The 21,688-nt window shown below is 69.3% G+C and carries 23 protein-coding genes; 11 read left to right on the top strand and 12 right to left on the bottom strand.

The genetic code is table 11. From position 1 onward, the window contains the following. The first annotated feature begins 147 nt into the window (after nt 1–147). From radA to O7R11_RS02290, 5 genes are all read left to right on the top strand, one after another. Nucleotides 148–1,542 (top strand): DNA repair protein RadA, encoded by a 1,395-nt coding sequence (gene radA, locus O7R11_RS02310; protein ID WP_337995869.1) that lies wholly within the window; start codon nt 148–150, stop codon nt 1,540–1,542. Further along, nucleotides 1,539–2,216 carry a CvpA family protein gene (locus tag O7R11_RS02305; protein WP_337995868.1) on the top strand — a complete coding sequence of 226 codons (678 nt, stop codon included), beginning with the start codon at nt 1,539–1,541 and terminating at the stop codon, nt 2,214–2,216. The genes radA and O7R11_RS02305 overlap by 4 nt, the downstream gene beginning before the upstream one ends. A 7-nt stretch (nt 2,217–2,223) precedes the next feature. After that, on the top strand, nt 2,224–3,702 hold the full coding sequence (gene purF, locus O7R11_RS02300; RefSeq protein WP_337995867.1) for an amidophosphoribosyltransferase: 1,479 nt from the start codon (nt 2,224–2,226) through the stop codon (nt 3,700–3,702). Then, a complete protein-coding gene (locus tag O7R11_RS02295; RefSeq protein WP_337995866.1) occupies nt 3,699–4,412 on the top strand; it encodes an SDR family NAD(P)-dependent oxidoreductase in 714 nt (237 codons plus the stop codon). Before purF ends, O7R11_RS02295 begins: the two co-directional genes overlap by 4 nt. Before the next feature lie 167 nt (nt 4,413–4,579). After that, nucleotides 4,580–5,215: an extensin family protein gene (locus O7R11_RS02290; protein WP_337995865.1), complete on the top strand. Its 636-nt coding sequence runs from the start codon at nt 4,580–4,582 to the stop codon at nt 5,213–5,215. 134 nt (nt 5,216–5,349) lie between these two features. On the opposite strand, the gene O7R11_RS02285 is transcribed toward O7R11_RS02290, so the two are convergent. Both O7R11_RS02285 and O7R11_RS02280 read right to left on the bottom strand, forming a co-directional pair. Continuing rightward, nucleotides 5,350–5,928, bottom strand: coding sequence for a Fic/DOC family protein (locus tag O7R11_RS02285; protein ID WP_337995864.1), 579 nt, complete (start codon nt 5,926–5,928; stop codon nt 5,350–5,352). Further along, nucleotides 5,928–6,134 (bottom strand): hypothetical protein, encoded by a 207-nt coding sequence (locus O7R11_RS02280; protein ID WP_337995863.1) that lies wholly within the window; start codon nt 6,132–6,134, stop codon nt 5,928–5,930. The genes O7R11_RS02285 and O7R11_RS02280 overlap by 1 nt, the downstream gene beginning before the upstream one ends. A gap of 196 nt (nt 6,135–6,330) precedes the next feature. On the opposite strand from O7R11_RS02280, the gene O7R11_RS02275 reads away from it, so the two are divergent. Further along, a complete protein-coding gene (locus O7R11_RS02275) occupies nt 6,331–7,035 on the top strand; it encodes a hypothetical protein (protein ID WP_337995862.1) in 705 nt (234 codons plus the stop codon). Nucleotides 7,036–7,139: 104 nt separating this feature from the next. Here O7R11_RS02275 and der read toward each other — a convergent pair whose 3' ends face one another. The 10 genes from der to O7R11_RS02225 form a co-directional block, all read right to left on the bottom strand. Further along, nucleotides 7,140–8,528: a ribosome biogenesis GTPase Der gene (gene der, locus O7R11_RS02270; RefSeq protein ID WP_337995861.1), complete on the bottom strand. Its 1,389-nt coding sequence runs from the start codon at nt 8,526–8,528 to the stop codon at nt 7,140–7,142. Between the two features lie 229 nt (nt 8,529–8,757). After that, entirely contained in the window at nt 8,758–10,089 is a 1,332-nt protein-coding gene (locus O7R11_RS02265; RefSeq protein WP_337995860.1) for a PQQ-like beta-propeller repeat protein, read from the bottom strand. Between the two features lie 2 nt (nt 10,090–10,091). After that, complete coding sequence (locus O7R11_RS02260; RefSeq protein ID WP_337995859.1) at nt 10,092–10,832, bottom strand: tetratricopeptide repeat protein; 741 nt, start codon at nt 10,830–10,832, stop codon at nt 10,092–10,094. 117 nt (nt 10,833–10,949) lie between these two features. Next, entirely contained in the window at nt 10,950–11,504 is a 555-nt protein-coding gene (locus O7R11_RS02255; RefSeq protein WP_337995858.1) for a thioredoxin family protein, read from the bottom strand. 10 nt (nt 11,505–11,514) lie between these two features. Next, entirely contained in the window at nt 11,515–12,408 is an 894-nt protein-coding gene (locus O7R11_RS02250) for an LpxL/LpxP family acyltransferase (RefSeq protein ID WP_337995857.1), read from the bottom strand. A 10-nt stretch (nt 12,409–12,418) separates the two neighbouring features. Next, nucleotides 12,419–13,390, bottom strand: coding sequence for a tetraacyldisaccharide 4'-kinase (gene lpxK / locus O7R11_RS02245; protein WP_337995856.1), 972 nt, complete (start codon nt 13,388–13,390; stop codon nt 12,419–12,421). Then, nucleotides 13,387–14,664, bottom strand: a complete 1,278-nt coding sequence (locus tag O7R11_RS02240) for a 3-deoxy-D-manno-octulosonic acid transferase (RefSeq protein WP_337995855.1) — start codon at nt 14,662–14,664, stop codon at nt 13,387–13,389. Before O7R11_RS02240 ends, lpxK begins: the two co-directional genes overlap by 4 nt. Next, the gene (locus O7R11_RS02235; protein WP_337995854.1) at nt 14,661–15,386 is read right to left on the bottom strand and encodes a lysophospholipid acyltransferase family protein; all 726 of its coding nucleotides are present in this window, start codon (nt 15,384–15,386) and stop codon (nt 14,661–14,663) included. The genes O7R11_RS02240 and O7R11_RS02235 overlap by 4 nt, the downstream gene beginning before the upstream one ends. A gap of 268 nt (nt 15,387–15,654) precedes the next feature. Next, nucleotides 15,655–16,683 (bottom strand): glycosyltransferase family 4 protein, encoded by a 1,029-nt coding sequence (locus O7R11_RS02230; RefSeq protein ID WP_337995853.1) that lies wholly within the window; start codon nt 16,681–16,683, stop codon nt 15,655–15,657. Nucleotides 16,684–16,687: 4 nt separating this feature from the next. Then, the gene (locus O7R11_RS02225) at nt 16,688–17,533 is read right to left on the bottom strand and encodes a UDP-2,3-diacylglucosamine diphosphatase (RefSeq protein ID WP_337995852.1); all 846 of its coding nucleotides are present in this window, start codon (nt 17,531–17,533) and stop codon (nt 16,688–16,690) included. Nucleotides 17,534–17,739: 206 nt separating this feature from the next. Between O7R11_RS02225 and O7R11_RS02220 the strand changes: the two genes are divergently transcribed. The 5 genes from O7R11_RS02220 to O7R11_RS02200 all read left to right on the top strand — a co-directional run bounded on the left by O7R11_RS02220 (nt 17,740) and on the right by O7R11_RS02200 (nt 21,459). After that, nucleotides 17,740–18,624 (top strand): diacylglycerol/lipid kinase family protein, encoded by an 885-nt coding sequence (locus tag O7R11_RS02220; RefSeq protein WP_337995851.1) that lies wholly within the window; start codon nt 17,740–17,742, stop codon nt 18,622–18,624. Between the two features lie 83 nt (nt 18,625–18,707). Beyond that, nucleotides 18,708–19,346 (top strand): S24 family peptidase, encoded by a 639-nt coding sequence (locus O7R11_RS02215; RefSeq protein WP_337995850.1) that lies wholly within the window; start codon nt 18,708–18,710, stop codon nt 19,344–19,346. A gap of 107 nt (nt 19,347–19,453) precedes the next feature. Further along, entirely contained in the window at nt 19,454–19,831 is a 378-nt protein-coding gene (locus O7R11_RS02210) for a helix-turn-helix domain-containing protein (RefSeq protein ID WP_337995849.1), read from the top strand. Between the two features lie 90 nt (nt 19,832–19,921). Then, nucleotides 19,922–20,173, top strand: coding sequence for a hypothetical protein (locus O7R11_RS02205; protein WP_337995848.1), 252 nt, complete (start codon nt 19,922–19,924; stop codon nt 20,171–20,173). Nucleotides 20,174–20,286: 113 nt separating this feature from the next. After that, nucleotides 20,287–21,459, top strand: coding sequence for a M23 family metallopeptidase (locus tag O7R11_RS02200; RefSeq protein WP_337995847.1), 1,173 nt, complete (start codon nt 20,287–20,289; stop codon nt 21,457–21,459). The last annotated feature ends 229 nt before the right edge of the window (nt 21,460–21,688 follow it).

Genomic DNA, 21,688 nt, shown 5'->3' with positions numbered 1-21,688 from the left:
GCATTTGTCGCCACCGCCACGGGCTTATGGCGCTCCGCGCAAAAACCAGGGTTAAGGGAGGTCCGGAGGGACCGGGTCCCTCCGGGAAGTTTTATTTTTTCCGTGGGCGCGGCGGCGAGGCCCTGCGCATCTTCCGGAGGCTGAGGCATGGCGAAGGCGGCGGCCCGGTACGTTTGCCAGTCCTGCGGTGCGGTTTACGGCAAGTGGGCGGGGCGGTGCGAGGCGTGCGGCGCGTGGAATTCGATCGCCGAGGAGGCGGTTCCCGCGACGCCCCAGGGCAAGGCCCTGGCGGGCGGGCGCAAGCTGGATTTCGTGCCGCTTTCGGGCGAGGGCGCGCCGGAGCCCAGGCGCGCCACCGGCATCGGCGAGCTGGACCGGGTTTCCGGCGGCGGCCTGGTGGCGGGATCGGTTCTGCTGGTCGGCGGCGACCCCGGCATCGGCAAGTCCACGTTGTTGTTGCAGGCCGCGGCGGCCTTGGCCAAGGGCGGCGCGCGGTGCGTCTATGTGTCCGGCGAAGAGGCGGTGGAGCAGGTGCGCCTGCGGGCGCGGCGGCTCGGGCTTTCGGACGCGCCGGTGGAGCTGGCCGCGGCGACCGGGCTGAAGGACATCGTCGCCAGCCTGGACGCGCCGCAGGCCCCCGACGTGGTGGTGATCGATTCGATCCAGACGATGTATCTGGACACCCTGGATTCCGCGCCCGGCACGGTGACGCAGGTGCGCGCCTGCGCCAACGAGCTGATCCGCCTGGCGAAGCGCCGCGGCTTCGTGCTGTTCCTCGTCGGCCACGTGACCAAGGAGGGCACGCTGGCCGGGCCGCGCGTGGTCGAGCACATGGTGGACACCGTGCTCTATTTCGAGGGCGAGCGCGGGCATCATTTCCGCATCCTGCGCGCCACCAAAAACCGTTTCGGCGCGACCGACGAGATCGGCGTGTTCGAAATGACCGACGCCGGGCTCTCCGAGGTGGCCAATCCCTCCGCGCTTTTCCTCGCCGAGCGGCGCGGCAACGTGGCGGGAAGCTGCGTCTTCGCCGGGCTGGAGGGCTCGCGCCCGCTGCTGGTGGAAATCCAGGCGCTGGTCGCGCCCACCGCCTACGGCACGCCGCGGCGCGCCGTGGTGGGGTGGGATTCCGGGCGGCTTTCGATGCTGCTTGCGGTGCTGGAGGCGCGCTGCGGCATTGCATTCGGCGGCCATGACGTTTATTTGAACGTCGCAGGCGGATTGAAGATCACCGAACCCGCGGCGGACCTGGCGGTCGCCTGCGCGGTGCTTTCGTCGGCCTCGGGCGTTCCGGCGCCGCCGGATGCGGCGGTGTTCGGCGAGATCGGGCTTTCCGGCGAGGTGCGCGCCGTGGCGCAGCCGGACCTGCGGCTCAAGGAAGCGGCGAAGCTGGGCTTCGCCTCCGCCCTGATGCCGCGGCGGATCTCCGGCGCGAGCCGCAGGACGCCCCCGCCCGCGGGCCTGGCGGTCAAGGAGATCGGCCACGCCCAGGATATCGCCGGGTTGTTCCCGGTGACGGAGAACCGAGGAGAGAGCGGTTGAGCAACCTGCCCCTGCCGATGGTCGATCTGGTGGTGTTCGCGGTGGTGATCCTCTCCGCGCTGTTCGCCACCCTGCGCGGCTTCACCCACGAGGTGTTCTCCATCGCCGGATGGCTCGCCGCGGTGCTGGCCGTGGTGTTCGGCCTGCCGGTGGTGCGCCCCTATGCCCGCGCCATGGTGGAAAACCGCATGATCGCGGATGCCGGGGCCTCCGTCGTCCTCTTCCTCGCGACGCTGTTCCTCGCCGCCATGGTCACCCGCACCTTGAGCCGCGGGGTGAAGGGCAGCGCGCTCAGCCCGGTGGACCGGGCTCTCGGGTTCGTCTTCGGCGCGGTGCGCGGCGCGCTTTTGATCGTGCTCGCCTATCTGGCGATGATCTGGCTGCTCGACCTGTCCGCGCCGCCCACCTGGATGCGGGGGGCGAAGACCACGCCGTGGATCGTCACCGGCGCCGACGCGCTGAAGGGCATCGCCCCGGCCTCGCTGTTCGAAACCGAGATCGGCCGCGCCGCCACCCGGACCAAGAATACCGCCCAGGACGCCATGGCGGTGGAAAGGACCCTGAAATCCTGGAGCGCCCCGGCGCCGAAGCAGCCGGAGAGCACTTCCTCTTCCAGCGGCTACGCCGACGACCAGCGCCGCGAGATGAACCGCCTGATCGACGCCAACCGTTAAGGTACCCATGATGACCCCCTGCGCGCACCTGAGCACCCAGCCCTTCGACGACGACCACCTGAAGGAGGAATGCGGCGTCTTCGGCGTCTTCGGCACCGACGACGCGGCGCGGCTCACCACCCTCGGCCTGCACTCCCTGCAACACCGCGGGCAGGAGGCGGCGGGCATCGTCGCCCGCGACGGCGAGCGCTTCAACGCCCACAAGGGCATGGGCCACGTCGCCCCCAACTTCAGCTCCGAGGCGGTGATCAACGGCCTCGCGGGCAACTCGGCGATCGGCCACGTGCGCTACTCCACCACCGGCGAAACCATCCTGCGCAACGTCCAGCCGCTGTTCGCCGAGTTCGAGAGCGGCGGCTTCGCCATCGCGCACAACGGCAACCTCACCAACGCGATGACGCTGCGCCGCAGCCTGATCAAGCGCGGCTGCCTGTTCCAGTCCACCTCCGACACCGAGGTGATCGTCCACCTCATCGCCACCAGCCTGGAATCCTCGATCCCGAAGCGGGTGATCGACGCGCTGCGCCAGGTCAAGGGCGCATACTCCCTGGTGATGCTCTCCACCGAGGCGGTGATCGGCGTGCGCGACCCCGCGGGGGTGCGGCCGCTGGTGATCGGCAAGATGGGCGACGCCTTCGTCCTCGCCTCCGAGACCTGCGCGCTGGAAATCATCGGCGCGGATTTCCTCCGCGACGTGGAGCCGGGCGAGGTGGTGATCATCGACGAGGCGGGCCTGCACTCGCAGAAGCCCTTCCCCGCCCTCCCGCAGCGGCTGTGCATCTTCGAATACATCTACTTCGCCCGCCCCGACAGCCTGATGGACGGCAAGGGCGTCTACGAGGTGCGCAAGGCGATCGGCGCAGAGCTGGTGCACGAAAAGCCGGTGGAAGCCGACCTGGTGATCCCGGTGCCGGATTCCGGCGTGCCCGCGGCGATCGGCTATGCCCAGGCCTCGGGCATTCCCTTCGAACTCGGCATCATCCGCAACCACTACGTCGGGCGCACCTTCATCCAGCCGACGGATTCCATCCGCCACCTCGGGGTGAAGCTGAAGCACAGCCCCAACTCCCAGATCATCAAGGGCAAGCGCATCATCCTGGTGGACGATTCCATCGTCCGCGGCACCACCTCGAAGAAGATCGTGGACATGATGCGCCACGCCGGAGCCTCCGAGGTGCACATGCGCATCTCGTCTCCGCCCACCGTGTTCCCCTGCTTCTACGGCATCGACACGCCGGAACGCGAACACCTGATGGCGGCGCGCATGACCGAGGCGCAAATGGCGCAGGCGATCGGCTGCGACAGCCTCGCCTTCATCTCCATGGACGGCCTCTACCGCGCCGTCTGCGGCGCGGCGCGCGCGGCCGAGCACCCGCAGTACTGCGACGCCTGCTTCTCCGGCGACTACCCGCTGGAGCTCACCGACCACGACCACGGCCTGCTCTCCCGCCCGAGCGTTCTGGTCGAACGCGGCGGCAAGAAATGACCGCCGCGGCCCGGCCGCTCGCCGGACGCGTCGCCCTGGTCACCGGGGCGTCGCGCGGCATCGGGCGGGCCGCGGCGAAAGCCTTCGCCGAGGCCGGGGCCACGGTGGTGGCGATGGCCCGCACCGAGGGCGCGCTCACCGAACTCGACGACGAGGCGCAGGCCCTCGGCCTGCCGCCCCTGGTGCTGGCCCCCGCCGACATCGCCGACGGCGCCAAGGTGGACGCCGTGGCCGCCGCCATCGCCGCGCGCTTCGGCCGCCTCGACATCCTGCTGCACGCCGCCGCCATCCTCGGCACGCTCAGCCCGATGGCCCACATCGACCCGCCCGAGTTCGAACGCGTGGTCGCCACCAACCTCACCGCAAGCTGGCGCATCCTCCGCGCCGCCGACCCGCTGCTGCGCCGCGCCGAGGCCGGGCGCGCCGTCTTCCTCACCTCGGGCGCGGCCCACGGCGTCGCCTACTGGGGAGGCTATGCCGTCTCCAAGGCCGGACTGGAGGCGATGATCCGTACCTACGCCGAGGAAATCGCCAAGACCCCGGTGCGCGCCAACCTGTTCGATCCCGGCGCGGTGCGCACCCGCATGCGCGCCGCCGCCTTCCCCGGCGAAGACCCGATGACCCTGCCCCCGCCGGAAAGCCTCGCCCCCGCCCTCCTCCAACTCGTTTCGCCGTCCTGCACCCAGAACGGCTGCCTGATCCGGGCATGACCCGGGCCGCGCCGGAAAAACAAAAACTTTGCGAGGGGTCTCGGACCCCTCGCGCACCCCATAAGTTTCCGGTTTTTCCGCGCAGCGGGATAAACCCGGTCCCTGCCCCAACTCGGCTTTATGGCGCTACGCGCAAAAAGTTATGGGGTCAAGGGGACCGAGTCCCCTTGCGGGTCCGGGCAGCGCCCGGCCTTGTTGCCGCCCTGGCCCTGCTGCTTGCCGCCTGCGCATCCCCGCCGCCGCCCGCGTCGAAGCTGCCGGAGCGATGCCTCGACCGCCTGGCGACCTACGACATGGATTTCGCGCCCGCGCCGGATTTTTCTTCCGGCGGCTGCACGGTGCGGAATGCGGTGAAGGTGAGCCGTTTCGGGCGGGCGAAGCTGTCCTCCCCGGCGCTGATGACCTGCGCGTTGGCGGAGAAGCTTTCGGCCTTCGAGGGGGTGTTTTTGCAGCCCGCGGCGGAGCGCATCCTGCATAGCCCGGTGGCGGTGATCCACCACTACGGCACCTACGCCTGCCGCCAGCGCACCGGCGGCACCCAGATGAGCGAGCACGCCAAGGCCAACGCCATCGACATCGGCATCTTCGAACTGGCGAACGGCGACAAGGTCTCGGTGACGCGCCACTGGAACGGCGCGGGCGACAAGTCGGAATTCCTCAAGAGCATCGGCCAGGGCGCGTGCACCCAGTTCAAGGGCGTGCTCGGGCCGGATTCCGACAAGGCCCACTACGACCACTTCCACCTCGACATGGGCACCTGGGCATTCTGCCGCCTCAAATTCACCGACCCGCGCAAGCGTTAGAAAAAACCAAAACCTCGTGGAGGGACTCGGTCCCTCCACTCCTCCCATAACTTTGGTTTTGCGCGAAGCGCCATAAGCCTGCGGCGGTGGCAACAGGCATGTCGCCTGCCGCTACGCGGCGAAAAACGAAACCGTTATCGCATCAGCAGGCGTATCTGCTCCCGCAGCGGCGCTTCGTCGCCATGAAAGCTCGCGACCATTGCGGCAAGGATGGCGTCCCGGTCGAGCCGGGAAAGATCGAGAGGATGCCCCGCATGTTCCGCCAGCATCGCCATGAAGAGCATCTGCGTCCGCCCGTTGCCCTCGCGGAAGGCATGCACGGCGTTGAGTTCGGCAAGAAAATGCGCCGCCTCGACAAGGAAGCCCTCGCGGGAGAGGCCGCGCAACAGGTTCTTCCCGCGCAATTCCGCAAACGCCCGATGCATCTGTGCGTCGATATGTTCGGGATAGCAGAATACGCTCTCGTCTTTTTCGATCCGCACGGTGCGAACGCGGCCGGCCCAGGCATAGACGTCGTGGAATAGGTGGCGGTGCACGGCCTTGTAGTGGGTATAGCTCAAGCGGCCGGAAGGCAGCGGCTCGTCGGCACGCTGATGGGTGATTTCGGCCTCGAAATCCTGCAATCGCCCGGCATCGCGGATGCCCAGGCGATTTCTCAGGACCGTGGTTCCCGGATAGCAGTACGGATCGGGAATGGCCGCATATTCGGCCATCACTTGGTCTTGAGGCTATGCGCCTTGATGATCTCGGCGCGGCGCTGCGCGGGGGAGAGGCCCTTGCGGTCGAATTCGGCAAAGCGACCCTGCGCATCCCGCGACAGGCGAATGCCCTCCACCGCGCTGACGCTGGTGAAGGCGGAACGGCCCACGGTGACGCTGACGAAGCGCCCACCCGAGGAGGTTCCCTTGGATGACTTCATGCTCTTGCTCATCGCATCACCATACCATGCCCGCCGAATCCCGTCACGGCATCCTGCTCAAGCCGCTCAAACGGAGAAGAAACAGCAAGTTAGGCCCTGCGATAAGCCTCGTCTCCAAAGCGCGCTAAATTTGATGGCAATCAACCAAAAAGTGTGCATCAATGCGTGATCAAATAAAATCTAGGAGGGTGGCAAAATGTTATACTTCAACTCCAAAGAACTCCCAAAACCTCAAAATAAATATGTATCGTGGATAGATATAATGGGAATACAAGAGAAAATGTCCCGTTCTCTTGCAGAGTCTGCAAATTTTATATCAAAATTCCACATGGCTGTATCTAAAAACATCAATGATGACATATTAATATACCCTATAATGGACGCTGTTTATGCAACATCTACAAAAAGAACATCGATGACAGATTTTATAAATGCCCTGTTTTCTGATATGTTCTCTGAATTTTCAAATGAGCCAAAGGAAATTTATAAATTCATAATACGATGTTCCCTAGCTTTCGGTCCTGTTATACACGGAAAAGATATACCAGACAGTGCATTCCAAAAAACGGCGGGCACGATAGATAAAAATAATTGGATAGAGATGAAATATAGAGAATCAATACTTCTCGGCATCCCCATGATTCAAGCCCATCAGTCTGAGAGACACGCGCCACCATTTGGTGTATTTATTCATGAATCAGCAAGATCATTTGCTCAAGGAAGCACTAATCCGATCCCATTATCTTGGCACAAATGGTTCGACGATGCAGATGGGTGCAATAAACACAAAGAAGTAGAAAAATATTTCTCATGGTGTCGTCAAAATTCATTCCGCATTGGATATGCAGAAGAAAAAATAGATTTACATGACAAGATGGCGAAACAGTACTTTTGTGGCTAAACATCCAAATGTAGGATGTTGCACGCTTAGGCGCTGCGCGCAAAACCCAAAAGTTATGGGGTGCGCGAGGGGTCCAAGACCCCTCGCAACGTTTTTCCCTTCCCCTACTCCTTCCCGGCGTAGGGGTTCTTGCCCTGGCGCAGGTGGAGGCGGATCGGGATGCCGTCGAGGCCGAAGGCGTCGCGCAGGCCGTTGACCAGGTAGCGGGCGTAGGAGTCCGGCATGTCGGCGGCGCGGGAGACGAAGGCGACGAAGGTCGGCGGGCGGATTTTCGCCTGGGTGATATAGCGCACCCGCAGGCGGCGGCCGAGGCCGCCGAGCGGCGGTGGGTGGCGTTCGGTCATTTCCTTCAGCCACTCGTTGAGCGGCCGGGTGGGGACGCGGCGGTTCCAGGTGTCGTAGATGGAAAAGACGGTTTCCATCATCCGGTCCATGCCGTGGCCCTTGAGCGCCGAAACGGTGACGAAGGGGATGCCGCGCACCTGCGGCAGGGCGTTGGCGAGGCGGTCCTTGAGGCGTTCGAGGATTTCGCCCTTGTCGTCGGCGATGTCCCATTTGTTGACGATGACGACGAGGGCGCGGCCTTCGTCGATGACGTGGCGGGCGATGGTGAGGTCCTGTTTTTCCAGCACCGCGTTGGCGTCGAGCACCAGGGCGACGACGGCGGCCATGCGCACCGCGTTCAGCGTATCCTGGGCGGAGAGCTTTTCCAGGCTTTCCTCGATCCGCGCCTTGCGGCGCAGGCCCGCGGTATCGACCAGGGTGAGCGGCCTGCCCCGCCATTCGAAGGCGGAGGTGATGGCGTCGCGGGTCAGCCCCGCCTCCGGCCCGGTGAGCATGCGCTCCTCGCCGAGCAGGCGGTTGACCAGGGTGGACTTGCCGACGTTGGGCCGCCCGACGATGGCGAGGGAGAGCGGCCTGGCGGCGAGCACCGCCTCGTCGTCGCCGCTTTCCGCCGCGGCGGGTTCCGCATCCGGGTCGGCGGGCGGGTCGGCGGCGTCGGCATAGGGGCGCAGCGCCTCGTAGAGGCCGCCCATGCCCTCGCCGTGCTCGGAGGAGACCGGCACCGGCTCGCCGAGGCCGAGGCCGAACGCCTCGAACAGCCCGGGCTGGGAGACGCGGCCCTCGCACTTGTTGGCGACGAGGATCACCGGCTTGTCCTGGCGGCGCAGCAGGTCGGCGAAGTGGGCGTCCAAGGGCGTCACCCCGGCGCGCGCATCCACCATCATCAAAATGACGTCGGCGCTGCGCATCGCCACGTCGGTCTGGGCGCGCATCCGGCCCTCGGTGGTGGAGAGGTCGCTTTCGTCCTCCAGCCCGGCGGTATCGATCAGGCGGAAAAACAGGTCGCCCACCTGCGCGTCGCCTTCGCGGCGGTCGCGCGTCACCCCCGGCAGGTCGTGCACGATCGCCGTGCGGCGGCCGGTCAGGCGGTTGAACAGCGTGGACTTGCCGACATTGGGCCGGCCCACGATCGCCACGGTCAGGGTCATGTTTCGGTTCCGCTCCTTCAGCGGGGCTGCCGCCCCGCGCCCCACCCGGGGCGATGCCCCGGACCTCCTTCCTTTGTACGCGCAAAGCGCCGGAGGCACGCGGCGAAAAACTTAAGGGAGGTCCGGAGGGTATTGGAACCCCGGTCCCCGCAGGGGACAAATCGCCCCGGTGGGGCGATTTGAGGGTGGAAATCCCCCGGAGGAAAGACCCTCCGGAAAGTTTTTAACCTCAGCGGTAGGCCACGAGGTCGCCGCCGTCGGTGAGGAAATAGACGCTCCCTCCCGCCGCCACCGGCGGCACGGTCACGCCGTCGGGCAGCGACGCATAGCCCAGAACCTTGCCGGTATAGGGCGAGATCGACAGGGCATAGCCGTGCGAGCCCGCCACCAGCAGGCGGTCGGAGGCGAGCAGCGGCCCGGTCCAGATGATGCGGCCGCTGCGCTTTTCCGGCTTCTTCCAGGTGGAGAGCGGCGTCACCCAGAGGATGCGGCCGCGCTTCGCATCGAGCGCCACCACCTCGTTGTTGTTGGTGAGCAGGTAGAGGAAGTCCCCGGCGAGCCACGGCATATCGACGCCGCCGAACTCCTTTTCCCACACCCGGCCGCCGGTGCGCAGGTCGATGGCGGCGGCCAGCCCGGCGTTGCCGATGGCATAGACGCGGCCGTCGGCGATCACCGGCGGGGCCTTGACGTCGCCGAGCACCGAAAGGCCGGAGGTGCGCCGCCCGGTGGCGAGGCTGTCCTCCCACAAGAGCGAGCCGTTATCGACGCGCAGCGCCGCGATCGCGCCGGAGCGCATCGCCACCACCAGCACGCCGAGATCGGCCGCCGGGCTCGCCGCGCCGAGGAGGCCCGAGGGCTCCTCCGCGCCGACGTATTCCCACAGCTTCTTGCCGTCGCGCGCGGCGAAGGCGGCGACGCGGTTGCTCGCGGTGACCACGAAGACGCGGCCGCCGTAGACGGTGGGCGCGGCGCGCAGGGGCGCGTCCAGCTTCGCCTTCCAATAGAAGCCGCCGCTCTTCGCGTCGATCCCCCACAGCTCGCCGAGGCCGCTGGCGGCGAACAGGCGGCCGTTGTCGTAGGCGAGGCCGCCGCCGCGCACCACGCTGTCCTCGTCGTTGTCCGGGGTGAGGTCGAAGCGCCACAGGCGGGAGCCGTCCTTCGCATCGAAGGCGGTGACGTGGGCGCGGGAATCCATGGTGAACGCCGCGCCGCCGCCGATCACCGGGGTGGCGATGAGGTGGTCGTCGGTGCTGGAGCCCGCGCCGATGGAGGCGCTCCACACCGGGGCGATGGTCGCGCCGATGGAAAGGTGCTCCATGTCGTGATGGGAGAGGCCGCCGGTCTGCGGCCACTCGGCATTGGGCTGCGGCTTGGGCAGCGCGATCTTGGTCTTCGCCGCCTCGGCGTCGGGATGGATCTTGGTGTCGTGCAGCAGCACCGAGATGCGCGTGCCGGGCAGCGGCGGCCCTTCCGGCTCGCCGAACCAGTCGCCGCCGCATGCGGCGAGCAAGGGCAACGCCCCCAGCATCGCCGCCGCCGTGAGAAGCCCCTTGCGCATGCTCAGCCCCCTTGCTTCGCCGCGGCGTCGCGCGCGAACACGGTGCGCAGCGCCTCGGTCATCGCCCGCTGGTCCGGCGGGGTATCGGGATCGTCGAGAATCTCCTTGAGCGCGTCGGCGGCGCGGCCCGGCTCGCCGCCGCGCGCCATGGCGAGGGCGGAAAGCTGCAGCGCGACGTGACGCCACGGGTGCCCGGCGGCGGTGAGCGGCGCCAGCGCCGCCTCCAGCGCCTTGGGGTCGTCGCCGTCCATGCCCGCCAGGGCATCCTGCACCACCGCGAGGTCGCGGTAGGCGGGCAGCGTGCCCGCATCCTTGCCGACCGCGCGGATGAGGGCGCGGGCTTCCTCGTGCTTGCCCTGGTCCAGCAGCAGGGCGGCGTGCTGCAACCGCGCCAGCGTGCGGTAGCCGGCGTTGCCCTTGGTCTCCAGCCCGGAGAGCAGGCCGATCGCCTTGGCCGGGTCGGACGCGGCCAGCGCCGCCTCCGCCGCGTCGAAGGCGGCGGCCTGTTCGGCGCGCTCGCTTTCCTGCATATACTTGTGGACCTGATAGCCCGCCACGGCGAGCACCACCGCCACCGCAGCGCCGATCATCCAGAGGCCGTAGCGCTTCCACAGCGACAGCATCCGGTCGTGCCTGAGGTCGTCATCGACCTCGCGGAAGAGGCTGTTCTGCGCGGCGGCCTCTTGCTCGAGACGGCGCTTTTCTTCGGCTTGCTTGTAGAGTTCAGGAGACTTCGGCGACATCGGGAAAATCCGGCATGAAAAAACGGAAAAACGGCGCGCACGAATGCCTCCGCGCGAGCGGTCCGCGCCTACAATAGGGGGACTTCGCGGTGAAGTCCATGGGAGAGAAAACGCGCCTCAGCCCCGCCACTTGATCGAGCAACCGAGGCTCGGGATCTGCTCCCCGGTCTCCTTGCCCGCGGCGATGGCGCGCATCGCCTCGAACAGCTCGCGCTTCGCGCCCGCGGGCGCGGGTTCCATGCGCGAGGCGTCCAGCCGCCCGCGGTAGCGCAGCCGGAGCGCCCGGTCGTAGCCGAAGAAATCCGGCGTGCACACCGCGCCATAGGCGCGCGCCACCGCCTGGGATTCGTCGTAGAGATAGGGGAAGGGAAACTTGTGGCGCGCCGCGAAGGCCTTCATCGCCGCGGGGTCGTCCTCCGGATAGACGGAGACGTCGTTGGACATGATCGCCACCGCCTTCACCCCCAGGGGTTCCAACTCGCGCATGTCGCGCACGATGCGGTCGATCACCGCGCGCACGAACGGGCAGTGGTTGCAGATGAACATCACCACGGCGCCCTCGTTGCCGCGCACGTCGGCGAGGCTGATGCTCTCGCCGGAGACCGCATCCGGCAGCAGGAAGTCTGGGGCGGAGGTTCCGAACGGGCCGAGCGGCGGCGACAGGGTGACCATACGCGTCTCCTCATGCGGCGGGGGTGGGCTTCGGCCAGCGGCGGTGCACCCACAGCCACTGGTCCGGGTGTTCGCGCACCCAGGATTCGATGGTGCGGTTGACCCGCATCATCGCCGCGCGTTCGTCGGCGGCGCGGTCGCCGGTGTCCTCGACGGTATATGGGGGGTAGAACTCGAGACGGAAATGCGCCCCCCCGGTGCGGATGGCGCGCAGCGCGACCACCGGGCAGCCGTAGCGCAGGGCGAAGGCGCCGAGCGCGGACGCGGTCATCGCGTCGCGGCCGAAGAACGGCGCGGCGATGCCGTCGTTCATCTTCTGGTCCAGCATCATCGCCAGGTGACCGCCCTTCTTCAGCAGCGCCATGGCGCGCTTCGCGCCCGCCGCCCCCTTGGGCAGCAGTTCGCCCTCGACGAAGTCCCGGCTCTCGCGGAACAGCCCCTCGATGCGGGGGTTGTTGGCGCGGCGGTAGATGCGGTGCAGCGGCATGCCGGCGACGCGCGCGCCGATGCAGGTGAGTTCCCAGTTGCCGGTATGCGCGCTCCAGAACAGGCCGGGCAGGCCGTCGTCGCGCAGCGCCTCGACGTGCTCCAGGCCGACGATCTCGACCCGGCCCTGTTCCACCATGTGCACGATGTGCGGCATCTCGAAGAAGGTGCGCCCCAGGTTGTCCCACATCCCGGAGAGGATTTTTGCGATCTCGGCTTCCGGCTTCTCGGGAAAGGCGGCGCAGAGGTTGTCCCGCGCCACGCGGTGCAGCGGCAAGAGCGGACCGATCAGCCGCGCCAGCCGCCCGCCGAGCGCCGAGGCGGCGTCCACCGGCAGCAGGCGCACGCCGTGATAGACCAGCGCGGCGAGCGCGGCGGTGAGCGGGTCGAGGATAGTGCGGGCGAACCAGCGGGACATCGCGGCCTCCTCAACTGCCCAGGGCGGCGCGCAGCAGGCGCTGCGGCGGCTCCGGGTCGTCCCAGGCGATCTCCACCGCCAGCACGTCCACCTGCTGGCGCTGGTCCGGCGGCAGGCGCATCGCATCCTTCTCGGTGGTCACCGGGATGGCGCGGCGGCGATAGGCCTCGTCGAGGATCGGCTGGATGTCGGCCTGGCTGTAGGGATGGTGGTCGGTAAAGGCGATGCGCCGCACCACCTTGGCGCCGAGGGCGGCAAGCGTCGCGAAGAACTTCTCCGGCCGCCCGATCCCGGCGAAGGCCACCACCTCGCGGCCCGCGAACTTTTGCGCATCCGCCCGCGGCGCGATGCGCGCGGAAAACACCGGCAGGCGCTTCGCCAGCCGCGGCGCGAGGTTCTGCGCGTCCGTGCCGATCAGCACCACCGCGTCGGCGCGGGCGAGGCCCACGCGCACCGGCTCGCGGCACGGCCCGGCGGGCATCACTTTGCCGTTGCCGAAGCCGACCGCGCCATCGACCACGACGAGGGAAACCGTCTTGGCGAGGCGCGGATTCTGGAAGCCGTCGTCGAGGATCAGGCAGTCCGCGCCCGCGGCCACCGCCGCCTTGGCGGAGGCGACGCGGTCCGCGCCCACCCAGGTCGGCGCGACGGCGGCGAGCAGCAGGGGTTCGTCGCCCACCAGATCGGCGTCGTGGGAGTCGGGATCCACCAGCAGCGGCCCAGTGGCGGAACCGCCGTAGCCGCGCGACAGATAGGCGGGCTTGCGCCCTTCCGCCGCGAGGAAGCGCCCGAGCCACAGCGCCACCGGGGTCTTGCCGGCGCCGCCGACGGTGATGTTGCCGACGCAGAACACCGGAACCGGCGCGCGCCAGGGGGTGGTTGCGGCGCGGCGCAGCCACCCGGCCAGAGCCACCAGCCCGCCCAGGGGCTCCAGCAGGCGGGCGAGCGGTCCGCCTTCGATCCAGAAATCCGGGGGCGTCATCGCCCGCCCTCCAGGCGGTCGAGCAGCGGCGCGAGGCCATCGACGACGCGGGCGACGCTGCCCGCCTCGGCGACGGCGAAGGCGGCCCCGGCGTCGGCCATCTTGCGGCAGCGGTCGAGCGCGCCCAGCATCCCCGCCAGCGCGCAGACCAGCCCCTCCTCGTCGGCGAAGCGGGCGGCCGCCCCGGCGGCGACCATGCGCTCCGCCATCACGCGGAAGTTGTCCATATAGGGACCGAACAGCACGGCGCAGCCCAGGCGCGCCGGTTCCAGCGGGTTCTGCCCGCCCTGGCCGATCCACGATTTGCCCATCGCCACCACCGGCACGGCGCGGTAGAACGCCCCCATCTCGCCCATGGTGTCGCACAGGTAGACGTCGGTGCCCGCCTCCGGCAACTCGCCGCGCGAACGGCGGCGCACCGCAAGCCCGAGACCGGCAAGCTCCGCCTCCGCCTCGTCGCCGCGCGAGGCGTGGCGCGGCGCGACCAGGGTCAGCAGGCCGGGAATGTCGCCGCGCAGGCGGCGGTGCACCCGCCCGGCGGAGGCGTCCTCGCCGGGGTGGGTGCTCGCCGCCATCCACGCCGGGCGCGGCCCGATGGCGGCGGCCAGCTCGGCCAGCGCCGCGGCGTCGGCGGGCAGGGGAGGCGCTGCGAACTTGAGGTTGCCGACGCAGGAGGCCGCCGCCGCGCCGAGCACGCGCAGGCGCTCCGTATCGTCCTCGGTCTGGCCGAACACCGCGTCGAACGCGCCGAACAGCCGCCGCGCCGTGCCCGGAAACAGCCGCCAGCGCGCGAACGAGCGCGGGCTCATCCGCCCGTTGACCAGCGCCAGGGCGCAGCCGGAGTCCTGGGTCGCGGTGAGCAGATTGGGCCAGATCTCGCTTTCCGCCCAGATCGCCAGGCCCGGCCGCCAGTGGGCGAGGAAGCGCTGCACGTACTTCGGCAGGTCCACCGGCACGAACTGGTGGATCGCGGTGCGCGGCAGGCGGCGGCCCATCATCTCCGCCGAGGTCACGGTGCCGGTGGTGAGCATCTGCGTCACCCCCGGCCAGCCCTCGCCGATCGCCTCGATCAGCGGCAGAAGCGAGATCGCCTCGCCCACGCTCGCGGCGTGCAGCCACACCACCGGCCCGGCGGGGCGCTCCGCCGAGGCGAGGCCCATGCGCTCGGGGAAGCGGTCGGCGGATTCCTTGCCGTGGGCGCGGCGGCGGCCGAGGAAAACCTGCACGAACGGCGAGAGCAGCCGGGTAGCGCCGCGGTAGAGGGGCAGGATCATCGCTTCGCCCCCCTGACGTCGCCGGGATCGGCGGGCGGGGTCGGCGCGTGCCCCATCAGGCGGTCGGCCTCGGCGGTGATCGCGTTGAGGCGCTCCTCCAGCAGCAGGCGGTAGGGCTCCAGGTTCTCCGCCTCGCGCGGCACCACCACCGGCTCGCCGAAGATATAGACGCCGCGGCTGAACGGCAGCGGCATCTGCATGCGGTCCCAGGATTTCAGGAAGCGGCAGCGCCGCGCCGAAAAGGCGATCGGCAGGATCGGCGCGCCGGAGGCATGGGCGAGCACGATGGTGCCCATCTGCACCCGCATGCGCGGGCCGCGCGGCCCGTCCGGGGTGATGCCGATGCGGTTGCCGCGCTTGAGGTCGTGGATCATCTCGCGCAGCGCCGCGGTGCCGCCGCGGGATGTCGATCCGGTGATCACGTTGAGTCCCAGGCGCTCCATCACCCGGGCGATCAGGCGGCCGTCGCGGTGCGACGAGATCAGCACGAAGGTGCGGCGGCGCACCACGCCGGGGAACGCCCACATCAACGACAGGCGCGCGTGCCAGAAGGCATAGACCGCCGCGCCGTCGCCGCGCATCGCGTGCGCCGCCTCGCGGTGCTCCTCGCCGATGGCGGAAACCCGCCCGGTCCACCGCGCGAAACGCGCGTACTGCGCGGCGAGCCAGTTGACGGCTTCCTGCGCGGCGGGGCCGCGCGTAACGTCTTTGATCCACAACATGCTTCAAGCCAACGGAAAACCACCCCGGTGGGGCGAAGATGCGCGAGACACGCTGCGGATGCAAGACAAACGCTGCCGGACCGTCTCCCCGTAAAACAAAAACGCCGCGAGGGGACTCGGTCCCCTCGCGCACCCCATGACTTGTTTTTCGCCGCGCAGCGGCAGGCGGCACCTTGGCTGCAACCTCCGTAGTCTTATGACGCTGCGCGCAAAAACCAAAACCAAGGGGAGGTGCGGAGGGTCCGCAACCCTCCGCGAGGTTTTGGTTTTACCCCGGCTGGGGGAAGGCCTTGGCCGGGTCGAAGGGGGAAAGGTTGTCGAGGAACTGTGCGGCGCTCGCCGCCCAGCTGCGGGAGAGGGCGAAGTCGCGGCAATCCGCGGCGGGAATGGCGAGCGCCGCCTGCGCGGCGCGGCCCAGGTCCTCGTCCATCACGCCGACGGCGCTGCCGTTGAGCACGTCCTGCGGCCCCGGCACCGGATAGGCCGCCACCGGCACGCCGGAGGCGAGCGCCTCCAGCAGCACCAGGCCGAAGGTGTCGGTGCGGCTGGGGAAGACGAAGACGTCGGCGGCGGCGTAGTGGCGGGCGAGGTCCTCCCCCGCGCGAGCGCCGGCGAACACCGCCTCGGGGAAGCGTTTTTCCAGCCCGGCGCGCTGCGGCCCGTCGCCCACCACCACCTTGGTGCCCGGCAGGTCGAGGGCGAGGAACGCCTCGATGTTCTTTTCCACCGCGACGCGCCCGACGTAGAGGCTGACCGGGCGCGGCAGGTGGTCGAACAGCGCCTTGCCGTACGGGCGGAAGAGATCGGTATCGACGCCGCGCGTCCACCGCCGGATGCTGCCCACGCCCCAGGCGGCAAGCTCCGCCTCGATGCCGTCGGTGGCGACCATCACCGCGCGCGACGGCTTGTGGAACCAGCGCACCGCGGCGTAGCCCCAGCGCACCGGCAGGCGGGTGCGGGCGTGCACGTATTCCGGAAACTTGGTGTGGAACGAGGTGGTGAACGGCAGCTTGCGGCGGCGGCAATAGGCGCGCGCGGCGAGCCCCAGCGGCCCCTCGGTGGCGATGTGGATGCAGGCGGGCTGCGCCGCCTCGATGAGGCGGGCGACCTTGCGCCGCGCGCCGATGGCGAGGCGGATTTCCGGGTACGTCGGGCAGGGGATGGAGCGGAACTGCTGCGGCGTGATGAAGGAAACCGGGTGGCCCTCCGCCTCCAGCAGGCGGGCGACCGTCTCGTAGGTCCGCACCACGCCGTTGACCTGGGGATACCAGGCGTCGGTCACCACCACGATACGCATGCATTCACACCTTTTCGGTTTGCCGTTCGGGCAGGCGCACCGGCGTCGCCGGGGCCTCGAGCAGGCCGTCGCGGATGGCCAGATCGCGGCCGCCGCCTTCGAGCCAGTGCACGATCTCGAAGCGGCCGTCGAAGTGCTCCACCAGCGCGGTGCAGCTCTCCACCCAGTCGCCGTCGTTGCAATAGAGGATGTCGCCGATCGCCCGCATTTCGGCGTGATGGATGTGGCCGCAGATCACCCCCGAAAGGCCGCGCTTCTTCGCCACCTCGGCCATCGCGGTCTCGAAGTTGACGATGAAGGTGACGGCGTTCTTCACCCGGTGCTTGAGGTAGGCCGAGAGCGACCAGTAGGGCAGCCCGAGGCGGCGGCGGCCCGCGTTGAACCAACGGTTGAACAGCAGCGCCAGGGTGTAGGCGGTGTCGCCGAGGAGCGCCAGCCACTTGGCGTAGGTGACGATGCCGTCGAACTCGTCGCCGTGCACCACCAGGAACTTGCGGCCGTCGGCGGCCTCGTGGATGGCGTGCTTGTGGATCGGGATGCGCCCGAATTCGAGCCCGGTGTAGCCGCGCAGGAATTCGTCGTGGTTGCCGGGGATCATCACCACGCGGGTGCCCTTGCGCGCCTTGCGGAGGATTTTCTGCAGCACGTCGTTGTGCGGCTGCGGCCAGTACCACGCCTTGCGCAGGCGCCAGCCGTCGAGGATGTCGCCGACGAGGTAGAGGGTTTCGCTTTCGGTGCGTTTGAGGAAGTCCAGGAGGTATTCCGCCTTGGAGCCGCGGGTGCCGAGATGAACGTCGGAAATCCAGATGGTGCGATAGCGGAAGGTGAGGGTGTTTTCCATCGCGGTCATCGAGGTTCCTGACATCCCTGGTGCGCGCGGCGCGGTGTTGCGGCGACTATTATGCCAACTCGCCATTGCCTTCCACTATTTTGACCAAGAGAAAATCGCTTTTCATATTTGTTTCACTTAAATGAAACCGTAATTTCATATTGAATGTTTATTTCAATAACGCGACTCGACTTCGATGCCGATTTCGTGAAGGATTTCCCCTCCGCATGCTCGTGATCTTCAATCCCACCGCCGGATGCCGCCGCCGTTCCCGCCTCGACCGGGTGCTGGCGGAGCTTGCCGCCGCGGGCGCGGCGGTGGAGCTTCGGCCCACCGCGCGCGCCGGAGACGCCGAGGCGATCGCCGCCGCGGCGACGCCGCCCGCCGACGGCCTGATCGTCGCCGCGGGCGGCGACGGCACCCTCGCCGAGGTGGTCAACGGCCTGATCGCCAACCCGGCGCGGGAGGCCTTCCGCCTCGGCCTCATCCCGCTGGGGACCGCCAACGTGCTGGCGCACGAGATCGGCCTGCCGGAGGATGCGGCGGGGATCGCGCGGGTGCTGCTTGCGGGCGCGCCGCGCACCGTGCACCCCGGCCGCATCCGCCGCGACGGCGAGCCGGACCGCCACTTCCTGATGATGGCGGGCGCGGGCTTCGACGCCGCGGTGGTGGCGGCGGTGACGCCGCGGCTGAAGCATTGGCTCGGCAAGGGCGCCTATGTGTGGCAGACGTTGCGCCGCGCCGCCGCCGGGCGCTGCCCCGGCCTCACCGTCAGCGCGGACGGCGTGGAGTTCGCCGCGCAGAGCGTGGTGGCGTGCAACGGCCGCCGCTATGGCGGGCCCTATGTGCTGGCGCCTGCGGCCGACCTCTCCGAGCCGTGGTTCCAGGTGGTGCTGCTCGCCCGGGCCGGGGGCTGGCGGGTGTTCCCCCAGGGCCTGCGCCTGATGCTGGGCCGCCTGGCCGCCGCGCCGGAGGTGCGGCTGACCGCGGCGCGGCGGGTTGCGGTTTCCGGCGCGGGCTGCCTGCAGGCCGACGGCGACGCGGCGGGTCCCCTGCCCGCGCTGATCGAGGCCACCGACATCCCCCTCGCCCTGATGACGCCGCACTCTTAGGTGGACGCCGGGGGAAATCCCCGTCACAATTCCCCGGAGTCCCGCGCCGGGACCCCGCCCCTTTCCTGCTCCGGACCGCACCGATGAGCGACATCGCCCGCCGCATCCAGGACCGCCTGACCGCACTCGGGCTTTCCGCGCACGCCGCCTCGGTGGCGGCGTTCGGGCGCGGCGACGCGATCCGCGACATCCTCAACGGCCGCGTCCGCCACCCCCGCGCCGACACCATCGCCCGCCTCGCCGCAGTGCTGCAAACCACCGAGGCGTGGCTGCTCGGCGGCGGAATCGCCGCCGCCGGGGCGCCGCGCGACGTGCCGGTGTTCCGCGCCAACCGCATCGAAGACGCCGCGGCGGGCGCGGAGGCCACCCTGCGCCTGGAGGACTCCGCGGTGGAATACGTCAACCGTCCGGCGGGGTTGACCGGGGCGCGCGGCGTCTATGCCTTCTTCATCGCCGACGACCGCATGGCGCCGCGCTTCGAAACCGGGGAGCTGGTCTACGTTTCGGCGGAGCGGCCGCCGCGGGTCGGCGACTATGTGCTCGCGGTGTTCCGCATCGCCCCCGACGCCCTGGAGCAGGCCTGCGTCGCCCGCCTCGCGGCGCGCGACGAGGCGACGGTGACGCTGTTGCGCTTCAACCCGCCGTGGCGCGAGGTGCTGGGCCGCGGCATCGTTTCGCGCCTGCACAAAATCCTCACTTTCAACGACATGGCCGGGCTCTGACGCCCTCAGGGGAAAAACGGGGGATTTTTCCCCTATTTTCCCGTTGACGCCGCCGCGGCCGCCGCTTAAGGTCGGAAGCTGTCGCCAACAACCCTCGCAGGCAAGCCATGGCCCGTTCCGCCAAGAGTTGCGGCCCCCACCCGGTCGATGTCGCGGTCGGCCGCCGCCTGCGCGCCTGCCGCCTCGCCGCCGGGCTGAGCCAGGAGCGCCTCGCCGCCACCCTCGGCATCACCTTCCAGCAGGTGCAGAAGTACGAAAGCGGCCTCAACCGCATCTCCGCCTCCCGGATGTGGGAAATCTGCACCGTCCTCGGCATTCCGGTGGAGGCGCTGTTCGCCGGCGTCGGCCAACCCGCGCCCGCGGCCTGCCCTGCCGCGATGGAGCGGGAGTTCGCCGACCTCGCGGCGAGCTTCTGCGGCATCGGCGACGCGCGGGTGCGCGCCGCGCTGCGCCGCATCAGCCGCGCCCTGGCCGCAGCGGCCTGACGCCCGATTTCCGCCCCACTTGCAGGCTTGCGCCGCCCCCACCCGGAGGGTATCACTGACGGGACAGCAACTTCAGACGAGGGGGAGGCCATGAACCGTCGCGCGTTCCTGTCTTCCACGATTGCCGGAAGCCTCGGCATGCTCGCCGCGCCCGCCGCGGCGCGCGCCTTCTCCGAGCAGTCCTGCACCGCTTCCGATCCCGCCTGCAAGGCGGTGGCCCAGCACGCCGAGCTGCGCGCGCGCATCGACGCCTATCTGCGCAGCAAGGGCCTTTCCGACGCCGAGCGCGCCGTGGCGATGGCGCGCGCCGTCTGCCCGTTCTGCGGCGGCCCGTTGTCGTAGGCCGCGCGCCCGGTGCGCCGTTTCCATAGTTCCGTCGTTTGTCAGAGTGAACCGCCGATGAGCATGTTGCCTCCCGACAGTCCGCAGGCCGTTTCCCCCGCGTGGGGACGGCGATGAGGCGCGGGCTCCTGCTCGCTTGCGCCGCGCTCGCGCTGTGCGCCGCCGCCCCGGCGGCGCGCGCCAACCCGGAGCGCCCGGCCGCCGCCGCCGCCGCGCCGCAGGTATTCACCCTGCAGCACGGCGAAACCCTGGACCGCCTGCTCGCCCGCCTCGACGTCCCGCGGGAGGACCGCGACGCCCTGCAGGGCGCCCTCGCCGGAACCGCGCCGCGCCCGCCGCGGCCCGGCGACCGCATCGCCGTCGGCCTCGGCCGCGGCGTCTCCGGCAATCCATCCGCGCTCCTCTCCCTGCACTACGAAACCGGCCCCCACGCCGACGTCACCCTGGTGGCGCGCGGCGACGGCGGCTATGCCGCCGCCTTCGGCGAGCCGCTGCGCGAGGGCCGCCGCCCGATGCGCTCGGTGCGTGGCACCGCCGGGCCGGACCTCGCCGCGACGCTCGCCGATATCGGCCTGCCGCCCGCGGTGATCGACGACATCGCCGAGGCGCTCGCCTTCGACCCCGACATGCCGGTCAACCCCGGCGCGGGAACCCGCTTCCGCATCGTCTATGCCGCGCCCTCCGAGCCCGGCGCCGACGACGCGGCGCTGATGCGCATTTCGCTTACCGACACCGCAGGGCGCGAACACCGCCTCGCCCGCTATGCGGTGCAGCGCGGCATCGCCGCCTTCGTCGCCCCCTCCGGCCACGGCACGATCGAACTGCCCAAGGGCGAACCGGTGCCCGGCGGCCGCCTCACCTCGCCCTGGGGCTGGCGCATCCACCCGGTGCTGAAACGCCCGCAGTTCCACAAGGGCGTGGACTTCTCCGCCCCCGCCGGGACCCCGGTGCTCGCCACCGCCGACGGCACGGTGGAATTCGTCGGGCGGCGCGGCAACTACGGCCGCCTCATCCGGATGCGGCACGGCGGCGGCATCGAGACCCTCTATGCCCACCTGCAAGGCTTCGCCGCCGGGCTCCGCACCGGCGGGCGGGTGCGCCAGGGCCAGGTGATCGGCTACGTCGGGCGCTCCGGCCTCGCCACCGGAAACCACCTCTATTACGAGGTCTATGCGGGCGGCCGTCAGGTCGATCCGATGAGCGGCGCCACCGCCCTGCCGCAGGCCCTTTCCGCCGCCCAGATCAAGCGCCTGCGCTCCGCCCAGGCCGAGGCCGCGCGCGACTGACGCGCCTTCCCTTCATTCCATAGGAAAACCCCGCCGTCCTTGCGGACGGCGGGGCTGCCGGGTTGTCCGGGCGGGAAGGATCAGACCTTCACGCCGAAGGCGATCGGCATCATCACCGACATCACGGCGATGGAGATGACGATACCGATGATGTTGTAGGTCATGCCCGATTTGAACATGTCGGGCACGCGGATCAGGCCGGAACCGAACACGATGGCGTTCGGCGGGG

It is taken from the genome of Oleispirillum naphthae, from assembly GCA_027864655.1.
Lineage (GTDB): Bacteria > Pseudomonadota > Alphaproteobacteria > Rhodospirillales > Rhodospirillaceae > Oleispirillum > Oleispirillum naphthae.
The sequence above is the reverse complement of the archived record's forward strand: the minus strand, read 5'-3'. Positions and strand labels throughout refer to the sequence as shown.

What these genes read in the sequence shown, in the direction of transcription:
- radA (WP_337995869.1), top strand. Translation starts at nt 148, where the DNA reads ATGGCGAAGGCGGCGGCCCGGTACGTTTGCCAGTCCTGCGGTGCGGTT.
- purF (WP_337995867.1), top strand. Translation starts at nt 2,224, where the DNA reads ATGATGACCCCCTGCGCGCACCTGAGCACCCAGCCCTTCGACGACGAC.
- O7R11_RS02295 (WP_337995866.1), top strand. Translation starts at nt 3,699, where the DNA reads ATGACCGCCGCGGCCCGGCCGCTCGCCGGACGCGTCGCCCTGGTCACC.
- O7R11_RS02285 (WP_337995864.1), bottom strand. Translation starts at nt 5,928, where the DNA reads ATGGCCGAATATGCGGCCATTCCCGATCCGTACTGCTATCCGGGAACC.
- O7R11_RS02280 (WP_337995863.1), bottom strand. Translation starts at nt 6,134, where the DNA reads ATGAAGTCATCCAAGGGAACCTCCTCGGGTGGGCGCTTCGTCAGCGTC.
- O7R11_RS02275 (WP_337995862.1), top strand. Translation starts at nt 6,331, where the DNA reads ATGTTATACTTCAACTCCAAAGAACTCCCAAAACCTCAAAATAAATAT.
- der (WP_337995861.1), bottom strand. Translation starts at nt 8,528, where the DNA reads ATGACCCTGACCGTGGCGATCGTGGGCCGGCCCAATGTCGGCAAGTCC.
- O7R11_RS02265 (WP_337995860.1), bottom strand. Translation starts at nt 10,089, where the DNA reads ATGCGCAAGGGGCTTCTCACGGCGGCGGCGATGCTGGGGGCGTTGCCC.
- O7R11_RS02260 (WP_337995859.1), bottom strand. Translation starts at nt 10,832, where the DNA reads ATGTCGCCGAAGTCTCCTGAACTCTACAAGCAAGCCGAAGAAAAGCGC.
- O7R11_RS02255 (WP_337995858.1), bottom strand. Translation starts at nt 11,504, where the DNA reads ATGGTCACCCTGTCGCCGCCGCTCGGCCCGTTCGGAACCTCCGCCCCA.
- O7R11_RS02250 (WP_337995857.1), bottom strand. Translation starts at nt 12,408, where the DNA reads ATGTCCCGCTGGTTCGCCCGCACTATCCTCGACCCGCTCACCGCCGCG.
- lpxK (WP_337995856.1), bottom strand. Translation starts at nt 13,390, where the DNA reads ATGACGCCCCCGGATTTCTGGATCGAAGGCGGACCGCTCGCCCGCCTG.
- O7R11_RS02240 (WP_337995855.1), bottom strand. Translation starts at nt 14,664, where the DNA reads ATGATCCTGCCCCTCTACCGCGGCGCTACCCGGCTGCTCTCGCCGTTC.
- O7R11_RS02235 (WP_337995854.1), bottom strand. Translation starts at nt 15,386, where the DNA reads ATGTTGTGGATCAAAGACGTTACGCGCGGCCCCGCCGCGCAGGAAGCC.
- O7R11_RS02230 (WP_337995853.1), bottom strand. Translation starts at nt 16,683, where the DNA reads ATGCGTATCGTGGTGGTGACCGACGCCTGGTATCCCCAGGTCAACGGC.
- O7R11_RS02225 (WP_337995852.1), bottom strand. Translation starts at nt 17,533, where the DNA reads ATGACCGCGATGGAAAACACCCTCACCTTCCGCTATCGCACCATCTGG.
- O7R11_RS02220 (WP_337995851.1), top strand. Translation starts at nt 17,740, where the DNA reads ATGCTCGTGATCTTCAATCCCACCGCCGGATGCCGCCGCCGTTCCCGC.
- O7R11_RS02215 (WP_337995850.1), top strand. Translation starts at nt 18,708, where the DNA reads ATGAGCGACATCGCCCGCCGCATCCAGGACCGCCTGACCGCACTCGGG.
- O7R11_RS02210 (WP_337995849.1), top strand. Translation starts at nt 19,454, where the DNA reads ATGGCCCGTTCCGCCAAGAGTTGCGGCCCCCACCCGGTCGATGTCGCG.
- O7R11_RS02205 (WP_337995848.1), top strand. Translation starts at nt 19,922, where the DNA reads ATGAACCGTCGCGCGTTCCTGTCTTCCACGATTGCCGGAAGCCTCGGC.
- O7R11_RS02200 (WP_337995847.1), top strand. Translation starts at nt 20,287, where the DNA reads ATGAGGCGCGGGCTCCTGCTCGCTTGCGCCGCGCTCGCGCTGTGCGCC.